Raw genomic sequence first — 18,704 nt, 5'->3', positions numbered from 1 at the left:
CCCCTGCCTTTGCCATAACTAATTACTTATGCCTGTACAGTTTGTTCATTATCGAATAAATACAGTACTTTATCGCTCACCTTGATGTGTAAAATTGCCTCAATAGCTTCACTATAAACACGAAGCTGTACTGCATAACGCCCCAGTATTTCTTTTGACAGAGCGGGCTCCTTTGCAAAATGAGGTAAAACGCGGTCTGTCTTATAATCTAGTAAGACCCAATTGCCATATTCATCTTCAAACAAACAGTCGATGATTCCTTGTACAATTTGAGCATCGCCATCTTCATCTACTCTACTAATAGTAAATGGCATTTCCTTACGTATCTGCTTTGCTTGTTTAAAGCGTTGACCAATTTCCGTATGGAAGAAATGAAAAATTTTCGCGATTGGAACCACTTTTCCCTCCGCCTCTGTTAGTAGCTGTTTTGCTACTAAATCTGCTACAAAGTCCTTCACAGCTTCAGTATCATCAAAGCCGAACTGTGGAACATGCTGCATCACTGTATGTACTGCTGTTCCTATTTCAGCACCTGTTAACTGTTGATCTTGTAAAAAAGTTGGTCGGGGTGCAATAGAAGACGATGTTTGCTTAGTTGGCGTCGCAAAGTAATATTCAGGTTCTTCCTGACGCTGTAAATTTTCTAAACGTTTAATTTCACTAACCGATGTCTTAGAACGTTTTCTTGTTGATTTTTGATGCGTATACTGAGCTTGAAAGCGTGTCGTTATTTCGGACAAAATTGCCTCGTCTTCTTGCGTTGTAAGCAATTGCTGTACTTCATCGTCAAATGCCTGTATATCATACGAATAATGTCGCGTATCAACGGGCTGTACCCACCAATGAGATGGACTGTCCAATTCCTTGTATGAAGTAGTAGCTTGGGATGCAAAGTTTGCATGCCTTGCCACTGCTGGCCCTACCCAGTCTAAATAGCTATTAGCTCTAGCACGCAAATATTCTTGAAGCGGGGCATCAATCGGTAAGTTTTGTGCATCCTGCCAGTTGTCCCGAGTTTTCGCCCAATTCTTAACGGAGCCTACTAAAATCAGACGCTCCTTTGCACGTGTCATCGCAACATATAAGACACGCATTTCCTCAGCACGCATTTCCAGCTCTTTTTTCTCTTTCAGCGCCAAAAATGGTAATGACGTGTAAGTAATACGATTTTCTGGGTCAATGGCCTTTACAGCTAGACCAAAATCTAGGTCGAATAAATAAGGATTATGAAAATCCATTTTATTAAAGGGACGCCCCATTCCTGCGACAAAGACTACTGGATATTCTAATCCCTTGGATGAATGAATTGTCACAAGGCGAACTACATCGTCCTTTTCACCAATTGATTTAGCAGTCCCTAAATCATCACCACGTGTGCGCATTCGATCTATAAAGCGTAAAAAGCGGAAGAGACCACGAAAGGCTGTTTTCTCATACATTAAAGAGCGATCATGTAAGATGCGCAAATTGGCCTGACGCTGCTTGCCATTTGGCATTGCGCCAACCATTTCATAATAATGCGTATCTAAATAAATCTTCCAAATTAAGTCTGACAGTGATCCACGACGTGCTAAATCTCGCCAATTTTCAAAAGCTAGCATAAAGCGTTGAAGTTTTTCAAACGTAGCTGTCTGTACCTCATGTCCTTCACTTCGAATAAATTGTCGTAACGCATCATAGAAAGGAACCTTTGGATCAGCTAAACGGATTTTAGCTAACTCATTTTCCGTTAAGCCAACAAACGGTGCACGTAGTACGGAAGCCAATGGGATATCCTGATAGGGATTATCAACTACCTTTAGGACATTTAACATAATCATGACTTCTAGCGCATCAAAATACCCCTTAGACGACTCTGTATAGAGAGGAATACCCGCTAGCTTAAATTCCTCCACTAAATCTGTCGACCATGTCATGGAACGCATTAAAATAACAATATCACTATACTTCAACGGTCTTTCTGTCTTTGATTTTGTATCATAAACAGTTGTTCCATCTTCCATCATCTGTCGTATACGATCAATAATGAAACGCGCTTCATATTGTGATTTTTTTAATTCTTCTAGCGCAGCAGCTTCATCAGTTATGTCCACTTGCTCTTCCACTGATTCCTCATCCTGTGGAGGATGCATTACTACAAGCTCAACTGGTACTTCTTTTTCATCATAAGGCGCAGCCGGCTTTAATGAAGCATTGTCATCATAAAGAATTTCACCAACACGTTCACCCATAATTTGTGCAAAAATATAGTTTGTCGCATTCAGCACTTCCTTTCGACTTCGGAAGTTAGCATTTAAATCGATGCGCATACCCGTTACATCAGGTGTCTCCAAAAACTCACTATATTTCCTCATAAAAAGCTTAGGTTCTGCCAAGCGGAAACGATAAATACTTTGCTTTACGTCTCCCACCATAAACAGGTTGCCATTCTGTTCTTCCCCTGTTTTGACGAGTTGCAAAATGGTTTCCTGTAGCATATTTGTATCCTGATATTCATCCACAAGTACTTCTTTAAATCGTTTTTTCATATCAAGTGCTACAGGTGATGGCTGAAGCTCTCCGTCTACATCTACTGTTAATATTTGTAGTGCATAATGCTCTAAATCTGAAAAATCAATAATACCTCGCTCTAACTTGGCAAGTCTGAATTGCTCACTAAAAATAGTTGTCAATTCCACTAATGTGCCAATTGTTGGCGCCATTAAGCGTATCTCCTCCAACAAGCGTGCGGGGGTGCGAACAAAATAGGTTTCTTTGATTTTATTAATAATTTTTTTAGCTGCTTCCCGCTTTTTCTTTGCAAGCTCCTGTAGCTCTCCATCTACTAAAGCATCCTTCGATACTCGTTTTAATGTGGACCATTTGACAGTTGCAAAATAATCAAAGAGTTCCTGCCATGTACCATCCTGACTTATTCGAATCCCTTCCTGAATCATCGCAAAATCAATTTCTGCCGTTTCAGCATATGGGGCAGGACCATCAGGCTGGAGTGTGATTGCCCGCATTTCTGAAATTAGCACAAAGGCTTCCTCCAGACTATGGCGAACAGTCAATTTAACATAGTGAGATAGTTCTAAATCATCAATCGTCACACCCTCAGCTAAATCATATGTTTTCGGTAAACTCCACAGCCATTTTTGAGGCTCTGCGTGTACACGAGAGGTATCATAAAGTTTACTAATCAGCGTTTCAATGGCCTGATCATCTCGATCCGAGGTAAAGCTATCAACAAGTCGATAGATAGCTTGTACCTTTGTCTCCTCCTCAGAATCATAGGCACCTTCAAGGACATCCGCTAATATATCATCTCTTAATAAAGCTACCTCTGCCTCATTAGCAATACGAAAGCCTGGATCTATGTCGAGCATATATGCGTATTGTTTAACTATCGCTAAACAGAAAGAATGCAATGTTGAAATTTGTGCTTTATTAATAAGACTCAATTGGCGTCTTAAATGATTGGATGTCGGATTTTCTGCTATAGCCTTTTCAAGAGCCTCTGACATACGATGGCGCATTTCAGCTGCCGAAGCATTCGTAAAGGTCACCACCAGTAGTTCATCCACATTAATGGGCTTTTCCGTAGCAATAACTTTCTCAATCATCCGATTAATCAGGACTGCTGTTTTCCCAGACCCTGCCGCAGCCGATACAAGTGTATCTTGACCACTAGCGTAGATAGCCTTCCACTGATCGTCTGTCCATGTGACATCAGCTGGCTTTATAGGAATTGTTTGAACCATGCTACTCGATCTCCTTCCGAATTTTATCAACAATTTCATTCGGTTTCGCTTGCATCAACTGACGATAGTTTTGTTTACCATCAGATGGATCAAATTGACAAACCGCGGCAAATTGACAATAATCACATGCCGTTTTGGACTTTAATTTATAGGGACTGATGGCAGTATCACCCGACAAAATGCCATTTCCCGCCTCCTGATGTTTACGACGCACAAAATGCTGGAGCTTTTTCATATCATTCACGGGAACAATACGAGATTGCGATTCAGAAGGCGTTCCATCTTTTTTCATATAGACAGGGATAATTTTTGAATGGCCACTGCTTTCCTCTAACTGCTCGTCCATCGATAAAATCGCCTCTGCATTCTCGGACAGCAGCCCCTTCATTTTATACTGCTTTAAACGGTCCTCCTCCACTTCACTATCCGTCATATCCTTATCTAGTTTTAACATTGGATTATGAACATGGACATATAGCACCCCAGCAGGCTCTGTTTCCCCTGATAACCAATAGGAGCTATTTTCCATTGCTACATCTAAATAGGTAAGAACCTGTAAAGACAAGCCATAATAAACCTCATTTAAATCTAAATCACGAGCTGAAGATTTATAATCAACAATCCGTAAATAAGAGCGATCATCTATCGTCGCACTATCTACGCGATCAATACGTCCTCGCATAAACATTTTCTTTCCACTAGTCAAATCAATTTCAAGTGGTGGCAGCTGTTCATGTTGCCCTGGACCAAACGACGCCTCAATCGCAATTGGTTTAAAGTGAGACACATTAGCATGCTGTGTCAATGCCGTCATCGTGCGCTCCACAATTCGAATAAGCTTACGCTGTATATAGCGATAACGAGCACTAGATAATAAAATTTGATGTGAAAAAACAGGCACAATTTGCTCAACTGCTTGACGTGCTAATTGTTTAATTTGCTGGTTTGTTAAACGAATCCAAGATAGCTGCAGTCGATGAGTTTCCTCTGTTATCCACTTTAAAGCCTCATGGAATAAATCACCCATCGCAAAGGTTTCCAAACGGTACTCTGCACGTTCTTCTAAACGTAGACCATACGTAGTGAAATGGGAAAAAGGACATCTAAAGTATTTCTCAATACGAGACACACTAGATGTAAGCTTTTGACCATATAATTCCTGTGTTATATAGGTTTCCAGTGGCTCTGCTTCATTTTTATGAGTAATTGGATAAAGTACACGATCAAAAATCAGTGCCCAATATGGGTCCTGTTTATAAAATTTTTGTAACGCCAGCCATTCAGGTGCCAATTCTCGGCTATGTTCTGCTTGACGTAATTGCACCATTAAATGGGCTAAAGCTGTACGTGGATGACGTAAATATGGTAAGGCGTTCCCATCTAATAATTCAATTGGATCAATAACAACACGCTCTGCTTGAATACCGCTTAACAGGCCAGCCATTTTGTCATTACCTATGATTTTTTTCAAATACAGTGAGGGTAACAGTGCCTTTCCCTCTTCATCTGCTGTAGGATACGTCAAATAAAGCTTGTCTGATGGTGTTGTAACAGCTCGATAGAATAAGAAATTTTCCTGTAATAAACGGTTGGTAGAGGTTGGTGCCAGCTCGTAACCAATTTGACTAAACCATTCACGCTCTGTATCTGACAATAAACCCTCATACTCCATTCGAGTTGGATAAACGCCATCATTCATCCCTAAAACAAAGGCCACTTTGATACTGGACAATCGAGCTAGATCAACAGTCGCTACCATAACCTCATCTAAGGTTGGCGGAATCCTAGAAAATTCTAATGTATCAAAGCCTTCATCAAGAATTTTAGCCGCTTCCTCCACAGTCATCTCCTGCTCGCCAAACATATAGACAAATTGATCAAGCACATTGACCCACTCATTCCAAGCTTGCTCATGTTCACTCGCTGCTAATGCGTCCCCACGTTCAAGCTCACGATCTTTCATAGCTTGAAGCTTCTCATATACCTGTAATGACTCTACTAGCTCAAATAAAGCAGTGGCAATATCCCTACCAGTTGACGCTATACTCAGCTTGTCTTGTAAAATCTTTAACGGTTGACGAATTTCGTCACGAATTGCCTCGATTTCTGTTTGCATTGCACGTTCTTCATCTGTTTGTACACGCGAATGGAACTCAAGCCCACGATATTTTTTATAAAACCAACGAGCCTCTTCAAACCAACGTTCACCATAGATTCCTTGCGCCAAGCAATAGTTTTCCAATCGATCAGCTCGCTCACGCCAAATTGTTAGCTCAGCTTGTAAGGGGAAAAACAAGTCTGTTTTTACGCTTCGAAATACCGGTTCATATTTCCAATTAGATGTCATAACTTCTAATGCAGAACGGCTAAGCTCTATCAGTGGATGATGTAGCATCGTTTTTTTAGTATTTGTAAAAATAGGAATTTCATATTGTTGGAAAATACTTGTAATCAATGGATCATAAAGTTCTGCTTGTCTATATAAAAGAACAATATCTTGATAACGATAGCCATCTTCCCTGGTCAGCTTTGTTATTTCCCGGGCAATCGCATGAACCTCCGCTCTACGGTTTGATGCTTCAAACACCATTACATCTCCAGAAGTTTTTTTCGTTTGTGGCACCATATCTGCAAACTTTTCCTCTACATGTTGTAAATCTTCAGAGTGAAATCTTTGAGTATGATAAAAATGTAAAGGCGCTCCGATATCTATGCCCTCTTCATTTGCGATATCATGTAACCGCTGATTTGTTAAGGCCGCCTCATGAAAAAGAGCTTGTTCATCAAATGCCTCGTCTATATGATCAAAAGGCAGAACGACGGTTACTTGTTTAGTTACCTTTAGCAGTTCACGAACCAACTCTAACTCTCGTACCGTAAAAGCCGTGAAACCATCAATATAAATGGTTGCGTGCTTCATCGTTTCGGCATACTTCAATTGCTCTGTTAAAATCGGATAATAGCCCTCACTATCGACATATGTCGTACCAAGTCGTTCCTCTAATGCCTGCAGAACTACATATAAATCATTCGTTTTGGCTTGTAATGTATTTGGCGCATCGATTACCTTTAAAGATTCTGTTACCTCTGCTAAAACAGAGCTATTTACACTATATCGACTAAATTCTTTTAAGAGTGTTTCAATTTCCTCTGTAAAGCCACGTTTTCCAGCAGCTTGTCGAAATAAGGAGAACTCACTTTTTTGTTCCTCCAAAAGTTTACGGATTAGCATTCGATAGCCATATCCATTTACTTCTTTACGAGCAATACCACCTGTCTCCTGTAAAACCAGCCATGCTAAACGCTTAAACGTCATTACTTGCGCACGAATCAAGCCATGTAAACCATGCTTATTCGTCAGCTCATATTCCGTAGAGTAAGACATCTGGTCAGGAACAATAATAAAAATAGGTTGACCTAACGGATCTGTCTTTAGCTGCTCGACTATTTCTTGATGAATAAATGCCGATTTTCCTGTTCCCGAGCGACCCGAAACAATACGCAATGTCATATCCTTTCCCCTCCTTTATGGATTCCTTTTTTATATTTTGGTTGAGCGCTAGTCATTCATTACTTAATTGGACTCTCACATAGTACACTTTTTACAATCTAGCGAGCGTTGCCCACACCAATTTAATCACTTTTTTCCAATTAGAAGTGATCACTCTAAACAACTTTAATGATCTATTTTAAATTCTATCGAAAAAATCTAGTAAATACTATCTATCAACCTTCGACAGACGATTAAAACCTATGATTCATTACATAAAAAACAGCCTCTTCAAATAATCAAAGAGGCAACGATTCTTATTTTAATTTGTATGGTGATCCTGATTTTTCGTCAAATTTCGCACTTGCTTTAAATCTCTCTCTACACGGGCATTCAATCGCTTCTCAATCAGCTTACCAATCCACCATAAAATAACAATAGCAACAGCTGCAATCACCAGTCTCACAGGGCTTGTTAATAATGATTTTAAATCATACCCTAATACACTCATACCTAAGATCATCACGAATTTTCCAGCTAGTAAAACAACTAAATAAAACTTTTTATGAATATGAGACAAACCCGCTACAATGTTCACGATAACAGAAGGTGTAAAAGGGAAACATAGGAGGACAAAAAGAGGGCTAATGCCATTCATATCCACCCATTTAATAAGTTTCTGTACTTTTTTACTGCCAGTTAAAAATCGTAGCCTTGGATGCTTACCAAAATGGCGGACAATTAAAAATACCACATAAGATCCAGCCGCAGAACCTAACCAAGATAATAAAAATCCAAGCCATAATCCAAATGCACTTGCATTGGCTACAACGAACACCACTAATGGTAGGAATGGTAAAAACGCTTCTATAAAAGGTAGCAGTAAACCAATGATGGGTCCAAGTGTTCGATACTGTGCCGCAACAAGTTCAATATTTTCTACAGTAAACCATTCTTTCAATATCGACACCTCTATTTATACTGTAAAATTAAATGAAAAATTGTTAGCCCTTCTGATGTATTCCGATATTCATGAGGCTGATGCCCCGAGAATACTAGTGTATCCCCTTCATCCAGTAATTCATTCATATCTCCAGCAGAAATAACTGCTTGTCCTTTAATGAGCATTACAGTTTCCTCTACCCCTTCTGTATGGGCTTCACTCCTACTAACTGCTCCAGGTTCCATTTCAACCTTGTAGAATTCCCATCCTCGTTCAGGATTATACGGGATAATCGAATAAACACGATAGCGTCCCTCATCCTCATCAACATGTGGGACATCCTTACTGCTAAAACGCATGTAATGAGCAGTCGGTGGCTGTAATAATGAAGAAAATGAAATGCGCATACCTGCAGCAATTTTCCAAATTGTTGATACGGTAGGATTCGCCTCCCCCTTTTCTATTTGAGCCAGTTGTGCTTTACTTACGCCTGTCGCTTTGGCAACATCATCTAAGCTTAAATGGCGTTGTTGTCTAATTTTCTTTAATTGAAATGCTAAATTCCGACTCATTTGTTCCATTCTAATCACCAATTTTCTGTTGTTTATTTTATCGGACATCTGTATACTTTAATAAACATCAAGAACAATCAAACTATTCCATCAACAGTATACATGGAAATTTTTAAGAAAGGATGACCTATTTATGACAAGTACAACAGAGCTTCATAAAGATCAGGCCACAAGCTCTTCCAACGATAGATTTATACAGGGTGTGAAGGATTGTGTACCTACTTTACTCGGCTATATTAGTATAGGACTTGCATTCGGTGTTGTAGGTTCCGCTTCAGGATTATCGGTACTCGAAATTGCACTTTTAACAATATTGATTTATGCAGGTTCCGCACAGTTTATCTTTTGTGCACTTCTTTTAACAAGTAGTCCTGCTTCTGCTATCATTGTAACCATTTTTGTCGTCAATTTACGCCATCTATTAATGAGTTTAACATTAGCACCTCATTTTACACGTTATTCTATGCTTAGAAATGTTGGTTTCGGTACATTATTAACCGACGAAACCTTTGGTGTTGCTGTGACTAAGCAAATGCAAACAGGTAAACTATACGGAAAATGGATGGATGGGCTTAACTTAACCGCTTATATTTTCTGGATTTTGTCGTGTGTCACAGGCGCCTTCTTAGGGCAATGGGTGGCAAATCCTGAACAATGGGGCTTAGATTTCGCCTTAGTTGCGATGTTTGTTGCACTTTTAGTTCTACAATTGAGTAGCGTTGGTAAAAGTAAAATCATGCATTATATTAAGTTAATCGGCTATATGGCTGTTATTATGTATGGCCTTTCGTATATTGTACCGTCACATGTGGCTGTCCTACTAGCAACAGTTATTGTAGCAACCATCGGGGTGGTGACTGACAAATGACAACAACCGCTTATATGGTATGGCTTATTATCGGCTGTGCGCTTGTAACATGGCTCCCCCGTGTCATTCCGTTTATTTTTGTGCGCAGTGTTACACTTCCAGATGTTGTCCTAAAGTGGCTTAGCTATATTCCTGTTTGTATTTTAAGTGCCCTTGTAATTGAAAATTTAATCGATACAGAAAGCAGCAAAGTGGTGACGCTTGATTGGCCTGTCTTTATTACATTTGTTCCAACACTTCTTATTGCCCTGATCACAAAAAGTTTATCAATTACTGTGGTTGCAGGGGTTATTATAATGGCAGCTGTACGATTTTTCATATAAAAAGGTCAGTCCACATTAGGACTGACCTTTTTATTTCTTCCTTTTCCTTGCTAACCAAAAGCCCACTGTTAATGAAAATGCATCTATTATGAAAAGAATGGGTGTGGATGTATATCCTGCATAGACAGAGGCAGTGATAAGCGCAATCGCTAATAATAGGGCAACATAGCGATTATACGTAATTCTTGTGAACAATAACACAAGTAAGGCCGGTATGAAAAACGCTAATATCATTTTCCCAAAAACGTCCATTATACATCCCTCTGCTCAGCAAGTAGTAATCCAATTCGGTAATGATCATTACTATAAATTACATGCTGTGTTAAACGAATTTCATTGTTTCGATCTAACACTTCTAGACGGCAATGGGCTGCATTTAATTGTAAGGCTTCATATAACTCATTTTCCGTAAAAATGGCAACACCATTTACCTTACGAATACATTCACCTGCAAGTAAGCCCATTTTTTCAGCTGGCGAATCAGGAAGCACTGCTGCGATAATCGCACCCTTTGTACTAGGTGCTATCGCATAATGATCTGTTTTATCCTGCCCAGCATAATAGATAGAGATGATGATACGGATAATTGCTCCCAAGGCAAGCGTGATAAAACCGATCAATGGCTCTAAGTATGCAGCCAGTCCCCCTATTAAAATAAGCTGTCCAAGTATTAATACAGATCGCCCAATTTTGGGTAGTATTAGAACAGGTAATTCCTTCCTTATCAGCTTTGAAAAGCCGATTACAAGAGGAAATAGGATGAGCGCGAAGCTGGTATCTCCTATCGTAAACTGTGGCCAGTACGGCAATACTGCAGCAATTGCATCACCAGGAATGACAAAGAAGATAGGCAATACCCAGACATTTCTTGAGCGATAGACAATTGCCTGCATACCTCGTTTTGTTTTTTCCATGCAAGGCGTTGTGACATTCATAGCCGCACGTCGAATTAAAAGCCCTTCAGCAATGACACAAAGACCAACAAGAATGGTAATGGTAACGATAGCACCATCCTCTAAATTCACTCCTGTTAAGGAAATGTTCCGCCAAGAAAATGACCAATTGTAGGAAGACATGGCCCATATTGCTAGCGTAGCTATGCCCATAGTCAAAATCGGTGACAGAGCATTCATGAAATACAGTGCAAGTGCTACTATAGAGACTGCTATTACAATGATTAAAAATACTTTCGGTACGGTAAGCCCTGCTACCATACTAATCAACGAAATAATCAATGCATATAGCCATCCATCTTTCCATTGTCCGATTAACTCTGTCCAGCCCCAAATAATTCGTCTATTAAAATATTTACGCTCCTGTTTTACACGACGATAACCTAATAAAGTAGCAAACACTATGGTTATATACAGTAATGGGTTGAGTAAAAAGCGGCCAATCGCTGTTACAATTTCTAATAATATCTCACTAACCATACGAACACCCGCCGTTTCTATCTTGAATACTATGAATTTATTGTATCAAACGACTACACTCTTGCGTAGTACAAACTCATAGAAAGCTTTGTATTATCGTTCTTTTGTTGTGTCAGAGGGTTTATTGTTCAATGGTGTGAAGTAAAAAACTAGTTGCCATTTGGAACTGTTGATCATTCTGACGATCTGTTTTATAATTTTTCAACGTTTCATTCAAACTATTAAAGAAGGTCGTATCCATATAGAATTCATCTTCTGCTAGTTTTAACTTTTTTTGTTTTCGATAAAGGTTAACCGCTTCAGCTGTTGTATCATCCATATAACCATCTAAACGATCAATTTGATAGCCAAGTTTCTGTAAGGCATTTTGTGAATAAGAAATTTCCTCACTCATATCGCCCACTTTAAATTTTCCTGTCAGCGGATGTAGTTGAAAAGCGAATAATTCATTTTGCTCGATGACTAAACTTGCCTCAATGCCCTGCCCATGAATCCATTCACGTTTCGGTGTAAGCCATTTATTCGTGGATAATTTAAGCTCTCCACCATTAGATAGCTCCCAAGATTCCTGCACTGTTCCTTTCCCAAAGCTCTTAACTCCAACAAGTGAAGCACGTCCCCAGCTTTTTAAGGCTCCGCTCAATACTTCACTCGCAGAAGCACTACCTTGATTTTGTAAGACAACTATCGGAATTTTGTTCATTGTTTCTAAATATTTTTCATCAATACCTTTTGTTTGTGTTTTTAATGGCTCCATAGCACCTTCAGCATTTTGCATATATGCAAATACCTTGCCACTATCTAATACCGTACTTAGTAGCGCTGCGACGCTATGTAAATAACCCCCTGGATTATCACGAACATCAATTACAATTCCTTCAACATCTTTACGAAGCAATTTACTCGTTTCAGCAACCCATTCATTTGCCGTTTTCTCACCAAACAATGAGATCACAACATAGCCAATAGCTGTATCCTCTACCTTTACAACCTCACTTGAGACGGTCTTATTAGAGATAGCAGCTCGTTCCATCGTCATTTTAATATGTTTATCCTCACTCGGCCGGTAAACGACAATGGTTACCTTCGTCCCCTTTTCCCCTTGAATTAAATGCATTAATTCGCTCATCGTCTTACCATCTACACGCACGCCATCAACTTGTACAATTTCATCGAGTGAGCGCATTCCAGCTTTCTCTGCCGGAGATGAACGAACAGGGGATACTACTATAAACTTCCCTTTATTTTCCGAGAGTTCAATACCAATACCTACTCTTTCCTCAGCTAGCATTTGCCGATGTTGCTCGGCCTCTTCCTTGGAGTAATAAGTGCTGTAAGGGTCCTTAATGGCATCCGCCATACCACGAAGAGCTCCCTCCACCAATGCATCCTTTTTTGTACTGTAAACTGATTTTTCTTCAATGAGGGTTATGGCCTCACCAATTGTGTCAACCTCCGTAACAGGCTCCTTTTTATCACCAATATTAAACCAATCAAAGTAAATACCACTGCCTACCACTAAACTACTAAGTAGGACACCGACACTGGCCGTTAATTTGCGCAAAATCTTCCCTCCTCCGTCTCTTTTACTGTATGACACTATTTTTTCAAACATACAAGATTACTTTTCAAAATTATGAATTGAGGGGATACCTTCTCTCACTTTACGGGTAATCGCCAGTGTTCCTCGGGTATCTCACCCCGTAGTGAGGGAACTTAGTTGCTCCAGGGCATTTTTCATCGGACTAGTATTCGCTTTCAATTTACGGGTAATCACATAAAAATAAATAATCTGCTCGTTTCTACTATAGAAATCGAACAGATTGTTTATGAGTTAATCTAAAGCATCTACATATTCTTTTAACATATCCACGTCCATTGGTCCTTTGATGGCACGTTGAATATAGCCGTTAGAATCAATAAAATAAGTTGTGGGGATGGTGATAACCTGATAATCCGAGCCTACTGAATTATCAGGGTCTGGATCCAATAATATTGGGAATGTTAGCTCAAAGCTATCTCTAAAAGTCATCACCGTGTCCACTTTCGCATCTGCTGTCACATCACGCTCTGCCGTTGTTAAATTGACAGCTATAATTTCAACATTTTTTTCTTTTGCATACTCATCATAGAAGCTTTGCATATGTGGCATTTCAGCCTTACAAGGAGGACACCATGTCGCCCAGAAATTTAACACAACCTTTTTTCCACGTAGATCACTTAATGTAATGTCTTCCCCGTCTAAGCTTGTTAAAGTGAAATCAGGAGGTGTATCTCCATTTCCTAAACCAATTTCTCGTTCCTCCATGTCCTTACCAAGAGCTGATTTTTCAATTGCACGGTCTTCATTAATTTGTTGCTTTACATATGTACCAATCATCGCAACTACTAAAAGCACGACGATCAGAAGTCCAATATTTTTTTTCATTCTTTACCTCCCTCTTTGATTCGTTCATGTTCCAATGCTATTCCAAGACAAAGCAATAATAGACTAATACCCACAGCCGTTTGCCATATACCAAGTGGCTGGAAGAAAGCAACGATCATTAGTCCAGCTGTATACAGTAATAAGCCTTGCTTTACTGTTGGTAGTTTCCATAATATGAAGATTGTCAATATACTTAGTACCGTTAATGTAGTGACTTCACTCATTGTAGAGTTGTCATTGAACAACACAACAAGCCATTGATAGATGGATTGGGTTAAGATAATTGCCCAGCTATACGCTATCATACTTTGAGCTTGTAATAGGTGTTTTTGTCGCTTCCGCCATATTTGCAAAGATGCAACAATGACGCCAAGATAAACACCAATCGTCCCTCCATTGAAATAAAGTAAAGAAATGGGCTGTGCCACAACTGCTTTAAAGTCAGTGATAAGCAAGCTAAATTTCCATACAAGGATAAACGTAAAAACTGCATCACTATATGCCTCAGACCACTTTTTTGAAAATTGTAAACGTAGTATTAGCCAAACCATGAAGAATGTAACAAGTAGCGCAATTGCAGTTGCTGGTAAAGTTAGTGCTCGGATTGAGTACCAATCTGTATTGATCACTCTAAAAATCCTCCTCCGAAAGATACATACAGCATAGCATAGAACCTTTTCAAAATAAGCTTATTTCACATGGTGTTCAGAAAATCTTAAGAAATATACCCCTCTATGTATATATTCATCATAACATTAAATAGAATCTGATAATAGGAAAAGGAAGGGAGGAGCAATTATGCTTCTACACGACTCATTTTTTCTTGTTATGACGATGTTGACAAAGTTTAGGTCGAAGAATTTGAAAAAGAGTCTTTACCGAAAACTAGTTAGTCGTGCAATTAAAAGCACCACTATTTTTAATTGACATGACCCACGATAGGCGTACACTTTACTTACTGTATTCCAAGAAGGTTTACTAACGTACATATGCATAATCTTGTTAACGAAAATGGGCTAGATGAAATCCTTCAAAAATAACTAAAAAAAGCTATACACTAGATTGCTCTAATGTATAGCTTATATTTTACAATGGAATATATTTTAGTGGGTTTACACTACCAACTGCTTGTCCTCTCCAAGGACCATTGTGCACTTCAAAGTGTAAGTGCGGCCCAGTAGAGCGGCCCGTGCTACCCATTGCAGCAATTTGCTGACCTTGTGTTACTTCTTGTCCTACGCTCACATTAAATGAATTTAAATGCGCATACACGGTTGTATAAATTTGTCCATCAACCGAATGCGTCAGTATGACAACATTCCCATAAGAACTTAGTGGGGCAGCGTAAGCAACGACACCATCCGAAGCCGCCCATATTGGTGTTCCTGTTGAATTAGCAAGATCCACACCATAATGGAATTCAGGACCTGCTCCAAGATTACGCCAGCCATAAGGCGATGTTAAACGACCATTTGTTGGTTTTATCCACGTGCCATTAGATTGAGGGGCATTGACTGTACCACTAGATGAGCCGCCACCACCATTATTGGCAGCAGCTGCTGCCGCTGCCGCCGCTGCTGCTTTGCGTTTTGCTTCTTGTTGACGGGCAATTTCAGCTAAACGTTTTTGCTCAGAAATAATTTGATCTTGTAATTCTTGGCTTACATCCAATGCTTCGGAATACTCTTTTTCAAGTAATACTTTTTCAGATTTCAGCTTTTCTTGTTCTTTTTCTAATTCGTCAACTAATTTATTTTTCTCAGTTTTTTGGCTATTTAATGAAGCTTTTAAACGTTCAAGCTCCGCTCTTTGGCCTTCCAACTTTTTACGTTTTTCTTCAACAATTTGTTTTTGTTCTTCTAATTTTTGTTTATCATCTTTTTGATCTTGAATAATTTGACGATCCGCTTCCATCAATGCATTGACTGCGGAGAATCGATCAATAAAGTCTACAAAACTATTAGAACCAAGTAATACGTCTAAATAGCTTACCGAGCCGCCTGCTTGAATCGCTCGAGCACGTTCTTGTAGTAAAACATCGCGTTCTTCAATTTTATGCAATAGTTCTTTAATAGACTCTTCTAGTTTTTTTATTTCTTCATTCGTTGCTTGAATTTCGGCTTGGACATTTTTTATATCACTATTTGTTTTGTCGATTTCAGCGTTTAATGCTTGAATTTGATCTATGATTTTTTGTTGTTTTTCTTGATTCGCTGTAATGGCATTTGATTTGTTTGAAATGGATGAATTTAATTCATTTTTCTTTGTTTCAATTTGCTTTTTCTCTTCTTTTAAATCCGATAAACTTGTTGCAAACGCTGATGGAGTTTGGATAAAAAGAATTAGAGTAGATGCTACTGCAAGTGTTTTCAATGTGTTTTTCGCCTTACTTTTCACCGATTGAACTCCCCTTCGACTATTTTTCCCACTCACAAATATCCGCTGTGAGTGCTAAACTAAATTTTTAAAAACTTACGCACTGACATGAAGCTTCCCCAAATACCGATTAGCACACCAATGAGTAACAGAAGACCGCTCACTTGGTACACGAGTGGAGAAAAATCCAGTACTTGAATTAGCTCACCTTGTAAACGAGGTGCAATAATTTTATATATATTGTGGTAAAGGGTTGTGACAACCGCAATCGGAATGATAGAGCCTAAAATTCCGAGCCACATTCCTTCCAATAGGAACGGGATACGCACGAATGAATTCGTGGCCCCTACAAGTTTCATAATTTCAATTTCATCTCGTCGAGCAATAATCGTAATTCGAATGGTATTTGAAATTAAGAATATCGCTGTGAATAATAACCCTAAAATAAGCACGATCCCTACATTACGACTCATATTTAAGAAGTTAAATAGTTTTTCTACTTTTCCTTCACCATACATAACGTCATATGTATACTCATATTTATCAATCGCTTGCGCAACTTTTGCCGTTTGCTGAGGTTCAGTAGCTTTTACATAAATTACATTACGTAAAGGGTTGCTTTGCTCAAATAGCTTAAAATCATCGCCAAAATCTTTGACTAATTTGGATAACTCATCTTCTCTCGTTGAATAGGTCATTTCTGAGACACCAGGCAATTTTTTGATTTTTTCAATGAGTGCTTTTTCAGCAGCCTCATCTGCTGTCTCATCAATTAACACTTTAATTTCAACATCGTTTTCTAAATCAGTTGCCACTTTATTTAAATTCATCATAATAAGCGCAAATACGCCAACTAAGATAAGTGTAACGGTTACGGCACTGACAGACGCGATGGTCATCCAGCTATTACGACCAAGTGATTTAATACTTTCACGGAAGTGGCGCTTTACTGTACTAAATTTCATAGCCGTAATCACCTCCGTGTTCATCACGGACAATCAAACCGCCCTCAATCGCGATAACGCGACGACGAATCGTGTTAACAATCTCACGGTTATGGGTCGCCATTACAATGGTTGTCCCTCGTGCATTAATTTCCTCAAATAAATTCATAATCTCCCATGAAGTTTCCGGATCAAGGTTCCCAGTAGGTTCATCAGCAATCACAACTTTTGGTACATTGACGATTGAACGTGCAATGGACACGCGTTGTTGCTCCCCCCCTGAAAGTTCATTCGGGAACATTCTTGCTTTATGCTTTAATCCAACAAGCTCTAAAACTTCCATAACTCGACGTCTGATTTCGTCAGGTTGTTCCTCGATTACTTCAAGCGCAAAAGCTACGTTCTCATAAACATTTAAACGAGGTAATAACTTGAAATCTTGGAAAACAACACCAAGTTGACGACGCAAAAAAGGGACTTTCTTATTCTTTAACGTTGCTAAATCAATCCCATTAACAATAATCTGTCCTGACGTTGCCTTTTCTTCACGGTACATCAATTTGATAAATGTAGATTTACCTGCACCACTTGGGCCAACTACATATACAAATTCGCCCTGCTTTATATTTACAGAAATACCGTTTGTCGCAACAACACCATTCGGGTACTTCTTTGTCACATTTTTCATTTCTATCATGTTTAAACCACCTAAAACTCTCATCTATGTAAGAGGTATTTCATTAACTATTATAGCACTCTATTTCTGTTTTTTTATTACAGTTTCATTTCAATCCGTGGCAGTTCCTTCTATTTCGTTCTTTCCTTGCCATAATCCTTAAGATTAAGACAAAAATAAAAACAGAAATCGACGACATATAGCGTCGATTCCTGTTTCTTAAGAAGAAAGCATTCAAGCAATGAGTGAACTGACCCCTTTGGGTTAGAAAAAACAAAAAAGCATCTTCAATTGAATTTAGGGTAATGTATCCTAATATCTATTGGAGGTGCTTATTTTTATGGGAACGAGAGTGAGTTATCCGCAAGAAGTAAAAATAAAAGCAGTTGAAATGAAGTTACAAGGTATTCCTACAAAGGTGATATTAGCAGAATTAAATATTCGTAATGACACTCAAATAGAAACATGGACACGTTGGTATAAGAATGGTGAAATTATTGCTTATACGATTTCTAATACTCAAAATGTAAATCTTGTGTTAGATACACTTCAGCAATTACCTGTTTTACCGCAAGGTTGTCTTTTACACAGCGATCAGGGGTCGGTTTATACTTCAGCAGCGTACCAACAAGCAATCAAAGCAAAGGGCATTATCATGAGCATGTCCCGTAAAGGAACGCCCGCTGATAGTGCCCCAATTGACTAGTTTCATGCGACAGTCAAAACAGAAACGTTTTATCTCGACGGATTAACTCGAACTACACCGGCCATTGTCGATCAAACCGTAAGAGATTATATAAATTATTATAACAATACTCGTATTCAATTGAAATTAAACAACCAGTCTCCAATTAATTATCGGAAACTGGTTGGGTAATGCTTTTTTGAGACTGTCTCACCAATGGGGT

14 protein-coding genes and 1 pseudogene are annotated in these 18,704 nt (G+C 39.0%); 3 read left to right on the top strand and 12 right to left on the bottom strand.

Features of this window, described 5'->3' with window-relative positions; all coding sequences use genetic code 11:
* Positions 1-26: 26 nt before the first annotated feature.
* The 4 genes from addA to AO843_RS13250 form a co-directional block, all read right to left on the bottom strand.
* Positions 27-3,743 carry a helicase-exonuclease AddAB subunit AddA gene (gene addA / locus AO843_RS13265; protein ID WP_054611578.1) on the bottom strand — a complete coding sequence of 1,239 codons (3,717 nt, stop codon included), beginning with the start codon at positions 3,741-3,743 and terminating at the stop codon, positions 27-29.
* Between the two features lies 1 nt (position 3,744).
* Positions 3,745-7,254 carry a helicase-exonuclease AddAB subunit AddB gene (gene addB, locus AO843_RS13260; RefSeq protein ID WP_054611577.1) on the bottom strand — a complete coding sequence of 1,170 codons (3,510 nt, stop codon included), beginning with the start codon at positions 7,252-7,254 and terminating at the stop codon, positions 3,745-3,747.
* Positions 7,255-7,555: 301 nt separating this feature from the next.
* Positions 7,556-8,194 carry a TVP38/TMEM64 family protein gene (locus AO843_RS13255; RefSeq protein ID WP_082389468.1) on the bottom strand — a complete coding sequence of 213 codons (639 nt, stop codon included), beginning with the start codon at positions 8,192-8,194 and terminating at the stop codon, positions 7,556-7,558.
* Between the two features lie 11 nt (positions 8,195-8,205).
* Entirely contained in the window at positions 8,206-8,757 is a 552-nt protein-coding gene (locus AO843_RS13250; protein WP_054611575.1) for a helix-turn-helix domain-containing protein, read from the bottom strand.
* Positions 8,758-8,881: 124 nt separating this feature from the next.
* Between AO843_RS13250 and AO843_RS13245 the strand changes: the two genes are divergently transcribed.
* Positions 8,882-9,616, top strand: a complete 735-nt coding sequence (locus AO843_RS13245; RefSeq protein ID WP_054611574.1) for an AzlC family ABC transporter permease — start codon at positions 8,882-8,884, stop codon at positions 9,614-9,616.
* Complete coding sequence (locus AO843_RS13240; protein WP_054611573.1) at positions 9,613-9,939, top strand: AzlD domain-containing protein; 327 nt, start codon at positions 9,613-9,615, stop codon at positions 9,937-9,939. Before AO843_RS13245 ends, AO843_RS13240 begins: the two co-directional genes overlap by 4 nt.
* Positions 9,940-9,969: 30 nt before the next feature.
* Here the strand turns inward: AO843_RS13240 and AO843_RS13235 are convergent, their stop codons facing one another.
* From AO843_RS13235 to ftsE, 8 genes are all read right to left on the bottom strand, one after another.
* A complete protein-coding gene (locus AO843_RS13235; RefSeq protein WP_054611572.1) occupies positions 9,970-10,191 on the bottom strand; it encodes a CsbA family protein in 222 nt (73 codons plus the stop codon).
* Positions 10,191-11,372 carry a PDZ domain-containing protein gene (locus AO843_RS13230; RefSeq protein ID WP_054611571.1) on the bottom strand — a complete coding sequence of 394 codons (1,182 nt, stop codon included), beginning with the start codon at positions 11,370-11,372 and terminating at the stop codon, positions 10,191-10,193. Before AO843_RS13230 ends, AO843_RS13235 begins: the two co-directional genes overlap by 1 nt.
* Positions 11,373-11,493: 121 nt before the next feature.
* Positions 11,494-12,936 (bottom strand): S41 family peptidase, encoded by a 1,443-nt coding sequence (locus AO843_RS13225; protein ID WP_054611570.1) that lies wholly within the window; start codon positions 12,934-12,936, stop codon positions 11,494-11,496.
* A 270-nt stretch (positions 12,937-13,206) separates the two neighbouring features.
* The gene (locus tag AO843_RS13220; RefSeq protein WP_054611569.1) at positions 13,207-13,800 is read right to left on the bottom strand and encodes a redoxin domain-containing protein; all 594 of its coding nucleotides are present in this window, start codon (positions 13,798-13,800) and stop codon (positions 13,207-13,209) included.
* A complete protein-coding gene (locus AO843_RS13215) occupies positions 13,797-14,429 on the bottom strand; it encodes a hypothetical protein (RefSeq protein ID WP_054611568.1) in 633 nt (210 codons plus the stop codon). The genes AO843_RS13220 and AO843_RS13215 overlap by 4 nt, the downstream gene beginning before the upstream one ends.
* Before the next feature lie 457 nt (positions 14,430-14,886).
* Entirely contained in the window at positions 14,887-16,197 is a 1,311-nt protein-coding gene (locus AO843_RS13210; protein WP_054611567.1) for a murein hydrolase activator EnvC family protein, read from the bottom strand.
* A gap of 59 nt (positions 16,198-16,256) precedes the next feature.
* Positions 16,257-17,141, bottom strand: coding sequence for a permease-like cell division protein FtsX (ftsX, locus tag AO843_RS13205; RefSeq protein ID WP_054611566.1), 885 nt, complete (start codon positions 17,139-17,141; stop codon positions 16,257-16,259).
* Positions 17,131-17,817 carry a cell division ATP-binding protein FtsE gene (ftsE, locus tag AO843_RS13200; protein ID WP_054611565.1) on the bottom strand — a complete coding sequence of 229 codons (687 nt, stop codon included), beginning with the start codon at positions 17,815-17,817 and terminating at the stop codon, positions 17,131-17,133. Before ftsE ends, ftsX begins: the two co-directional genes overlap by 11 nt.
* A 463-nt stretch (positions 17,818-18,280) precedes the next feature.
* Here ftsE and AO843_RS25140 point away from each other — a divergent pair.
* A pseudogene (locus tag AO843_RS25140) lies at positions 18,281-18,673 on the top strand (transposase); the annotation flags it as partial.
* Positions 18,674-18,704 lie beyond the last annotated feature (31 nt).

This window comes from Lysinibacillus sp. ZYM-1 (genome assembly GCF_001308875.1).
GTDB lineage: Bacteria > Bacillota > Bacilli > Bacillales_A > Planococcaceae > Lysinibacillus.
This window is presented reverse-complemented; position numbering and strand designations above follow the sequence as displayed.